Raw genomic sequence first — 4,060 nt, forward strand, 5'->3', positions numbered from 1 at the left:
GGGACCGGCCCCGGACGTGTACTCGCTACAGCCCTCCGTGATGAGGCGGTTGCCCATCTGGGTGATGATCGAGCTGTTGGGGCTCGTCGTGAACCACTCGGCGCCGGGAAAGGGCTCGTAGGTACCGCCGGACGCGCCCCCTTCCTCGTAGGGGCCGAAGCCCTGGCGCGGGACCTTCAGCTGGTTCCAGGAGGTCTGCCCCGGCCAGCCGTCGGCGTCCGCGCCGGAGTACCCCAGCTTCTCCTGCCAGTTCGCGTACGACTGGCGGTCCGCCTCGCTCCACCGCGGCCCCGGACCCGACAGGTACGCGCTGCACCCCTCCGCGACCAGGCGGACGCCCATCGCCGTCACGATCGGGCTGTCCGGGTTGTTCCGGAAGAAATCGGCTCCGGGAAACGGCTCCTAGCNCGTCAACCGGTCCCAGGACGTCCGTCCCGGCCAGCCGTCGGCGTCCGCCCCGGTGAAGCCCAGCTTCCTCTGCCACATCGCGTACGCGTCCTGGTCGACGTCCGACCACTGGCTGCCGGGACCCACCTGGTAGGGGTTGCAGCCCTCCTGAACGAGCCGTACGCCCATGGCCATGATGATCCGGCTGTTCGGCCGACCCTGGAACCACTCCGTGCCGGGGAAGGGAACGTAGTCCCCGACCGGGCCGCTGACACCGCCCTGGGGGTCCAGCTCCGAGCTGAGAGCGGGGATGACGAGCTCGGTGCCCAACGGAAACTCGTAGCTTTCGACGACGATCAGGGGCAGGTCGTTGATGCGGGCCAGTTCCATCCAGGGGACGTTGAACTTGGCGGCCACCGATCCGAGCGTCTCACCGGCCCCGGTGACGTACTCGGTGGTGCTGCTGTTCACGCCCGGTTCGAGTGCCCCGCTCTGGACCAGGTGGTACAGAAGCGACCCTGGACACGCGGTGGAGTAGCCGTCCCTGTGGCCGAGGATCTCCGTGCCGGCGCCGCCGTAGTGCCTGAGGTAGGCGATGGCGTCGCGGATGCCCTGCCTCATCTCCGGGGTCGGGTTGTAGTTCCACACACCGAACCCGGTCGTGATGTTGCCCACGTTGGTTCCGACCATGCCGAGGACCGCGTAGTGATTGCGGTTCAGGGTCTTGTTACCGTTCGCGGCGCACTGCCGGCGCGCCCCCCGGCCCTCGAACACGTAGCCGTGTCGACAGACCATCAGGCTGTAGCCGATGTCGGCGTAGCCGCGTCCGTCCATGTGCTCGTTCTGGACGGACCGGACCTTCGCCGCGCACTCGCTGTGGTCGACGATCCTGTAGGACGATCCGAGGTAGTGGACCTTCACGCCCCGGTTGGACCAGATCGGGTCATCGCCGTTCGGCTCGAACGGACGGCCGCCCCACTGGGTCTTGGTGACGAACTTCATGGCAGGACTTCTTCTCTCTACTGAGCAGGGGGATGAGCGGGGATCAGGAGGGCCTCTCCGCTACAGGGAGTAGGCGAGCCCTCCGAGGCCCAGTCGGTCGAAGCCGCCGCCTTCGGCGCGCGCCCGGTCGGCGAGGTTCGCCGTGTTGGGGGCGGACAGCCCCTTCCGCGTCACGTAGTGGTGGTGGATGATCACCCACGCGGGGCTGGTCGCCGAGGTGCCCCAGGTGCCCAGCAGCGGCACCTCCGAGGACGCGGGTTCGTACCGCGCGATCTCCTCGCTGGCCGCCAGCAGGCGGTTGTCGTGGCTCGCGTAGAGGTCGACGCCCTGGCTCCAGGCCATCTCGCAGACGGCCGCGAGCAGACTGAGGCCGGTGACCGAGTACCGGTCCGAGGCTCCGCCGTCCCACACGTAGGGGACGGAGTTCATGATCCGGGGCGTGTCGGTGATGAGCGCCGTCGCCTGGTCCATCTTGGCGGTGTCGTCGCAGAAGATCCCGATCGCCAGCGCCGAGGCGATGTGGGACAGCTTCCAGTTGGTCCCGTAGGCCTCCCCGCAGGTGTCGGGGGTCGCGGTCAGGTACGCGTCGCTCACCGGGTGGAGGACGTCCGTCAGCATCGCGGCGAAGCCGGCCGTGTCGAACCCCTCGTGGTCACGGACGATCTCGGCGGCGTTCGCCAGCACGAAGCCGTGGATGCCGGCGGTCTGCCCGAGCAGCGGCGTGCCGGAGACCGACGTCAGCGCCTGTGACCAGGCGTTGAGGATGTCCCTGGCGGTGTCCGCGTGGGCGGCGTCCCCGGTCAGCTTCCACAGCAGCGCGTTCTGGTAGGCGGCGTGCGCGTCGTCGAGCAGTCGGGTGAAGTTCTCGTCGGATCCGCCGACGTTCAGTTCGGCCACCGGGCTGGCCGACCAGCCGGTCTGGGACCGCGCGTCCGCCCGGACCGCGTCCCAGCCGGACGCCCAGGGGTCGGCGGTCTCGCCCGCCCTGGCGGTCAGGTCCGTGAAGTCGGCGCTGGTGTGCAGCAGGCCCGGGTGGGTGAAGGTCGCCGCGTGCGCCTCCGTCGCCACGAACGGGTCCACCAGACCCGCGATGCTCACCCCCGCACCGACGAGCGCGACGCTGTGGAGGAACGACCTACGGCTCGTCACCGGATCGGATGGCATGAACATGCTCCTTGGGGCAGGGGAAGCACCACGGCGGCGGAGGTGGGAGGGCAGGGTGGAACACGCCGACACGCGGTGGCTCAGGGGGATCAAAAAGGAGACTCGTCGCCTCGAGGGACAAGTGTTGCGTCTGGGGAGAAGATGTCAAGTGTGTATAAAGACGACTCATGAGAAGAGGGTGATCGACGAACTCCCGGGTCTCCCACCCACCTCTCTGTCAAGGGAGGCGCGAAACCGTACCGGGAACCGTGCGCGGCGCGGGAGACTCGAAGTGTGCAGCGGGCGGGACAGCCCCGCCCACCGACGAGAGGAAACCCGTGGACACCGTCCCCTCCGCCGCGATCGCCGAGCGGTTCGGCACGCTCTTCGACACCCTGGACAGCGACAACGACGCCACCCTCACCTGGGACGACTACCAGCGCCTGGTCGACCGCTACGCCAAGGGGTACTCCCTGGACGCGGACGACACCCGGGCTCGGGCGATCCACGCCGCCTACCACGGGCTGTGGGACGAACTGGTCCGCCGCTCCGAGTCGGCCGACGGCAGCCTGGACCGGGAGGCGTTCGTCGGCGCCATGCGCGCGGTCTCCGAGGACACGAGCCGGTCCAACCCGACCGAGGCCCTGGCCGACGCGGTCTTCGACCTCCTCGACGACGATGACAACGGCTCGATCAGCGAGGCCGAGTACGTCGAGTACGCCGAGATCCTCGGCGCGACCGTCGACACCGCCTGGGAGCGGTTCAAGGCCCTGGACACCGACGGCGACGGGTCCATCAGCCGTGAGGAGTTCATTCAGTCGGGCCGGGAGTTCCTGTTCGGTGAGGACACCGAGTCCGCGGGCGGGTTCGTCTTCGGCATGGTGTGATCCCGCGGGGGCGGCCCGCGTCGTGTCCGCGCCGCGCCGTCCCCGGCCCGGAGTCGGCGCCCGACGGCCTCCCGCCGGGCGTCCACGTCATCGGCGGGGGCGGCGGCGCTCTCACCCGGGCTCGGGCACCGAGTCGATGAGCGCGGCCAGGCCCTCGGCGTCGAGCAGGTCGGCGGGCCGGACGGTCTTTCCGGCACGGACGTAGTGGAAGGCGGCGCGGACCTCGTCGAGGTCGACCCCGGCCAGGTCGGCCCACGCCAGCCGGTAGGCGGCCAGCTGCACGCCGACCGCGCGCCGCTCGGCCTCCGTGGTGGGCGGGTGTCCGGTCTTCCAGTCGACGACGTCGTAGCGGCCGGTCTCGGGATCGTGGAACACCGCGTCCATCCGCCCCCGGATGAGACGGTCACCGATGACCGTCTCGAAGGGCGCCTCGACCTCGACCGGGACGCGCGAACCCCACTCGCTCTCCTCGAAGCGGCTCTGGAGCTCGGCCAGGTCCTCGTCCTCCCCGGCCGTCTCGTCGGCGGCCCCGGGCAGCTCGTCCAGGAGCGCGATGTCACGGCCGAAGCGCTGTTCCAGCCACGTGTGGAAGGCGGTGCCGCGCCGGGTGTGCGGTGCGGGCGGACGCGGTAGCGGCCGGG

The 4,060-nt window shown here is 70.1% G+C and carries 4 protein-coding genes and 1 pseudogene; 1 reads left to right on the top strand and 4 read right to left on the bottom strand.

From position 1 onward, the window contains the following. The 3 genes and pseudogenes from D471_RS41225 to D471_RS0101015 form a co-directional block, all read right to left on the bottom strand. Nucleotides 1-384 (bottom strand): annotated as a pseudogene (locus D471_RS41225) (peptidoglycan-binding protein); the annotation flags it as partial. A gap of 18 nt (nucleotides 385-402) precedes the next feature. Then, nucleotides 403-1,389, bottom strand: coding sequence for a peptidoglycan-binding protein (locus tag D471_RS41230; RefSeq protein WP_017596903.1), 987 nt, complete (start codon nucleotides 1,387-1,389; stop codon nucleotides 403-405). 60 nt (nucleotides 1,390-1,449) lie between these two features. Further along, complete coding sequence (locus tag D471_RS0101015) at nucleotides 1,450-2,553, bottom strand: alginate lyase family protein (protein WP_161630075.1); 1,104 nt, start codon at nucleotides 2,551-2,553, stop codon at nucleotides 1,450-1,452. A gap of 317 nt (nucleotides 2,554-2,870) precedes the next feature. On the opposite strand from D471_RS0101015, the gene D471_RS0101020 reads away from it, so the two are divergent. Further along, complete coding sequence (locus D471_RS0101020) at nucleotides 2,871-3,419, top strand: EF-hand domain-containing protein (RefSeq protein ID WP_017596905.1); 549 nt, start codon at nucleotides 2,871-2,873, stop codon at nucleotides 3,417-3,419. A 111-nt stretch (nucleotides 3,420-3,530) separates the two neighbouring features. Here the strand turns inward: D471_RS0101020 and D471_RS0101025 are convergent. After that, nucleotides 3,531-4,060 (bottom strand): RecB family exonuclease (locus D471_RS0101025; protein ID WP_026127287.1); only part of this gene is annotated, 530 nt, incomplete at its 5' end.

The sequence above is a fragment of the Nocardiopsis lucentensis DSM 44048 genome, from assembly GCF_000341125.1.
Lineage (GTDB): Bacteria > Actinomycetota > Actinomycetes > Streptosporangiales > Streptosporangiaceae > Nocardiopsis > Nocardiopsis lucentensis.

What these genes read in the sequence shown, in the direction of transcription:
- D471_RS0101015 (WP_161630075.1), bottom strand. Translation starts at nt 2,553, where the DNA reads ATGCCATCCGATCCGGTGACGAGCCGTAGGTCGTTCCTCCACAGCGTC.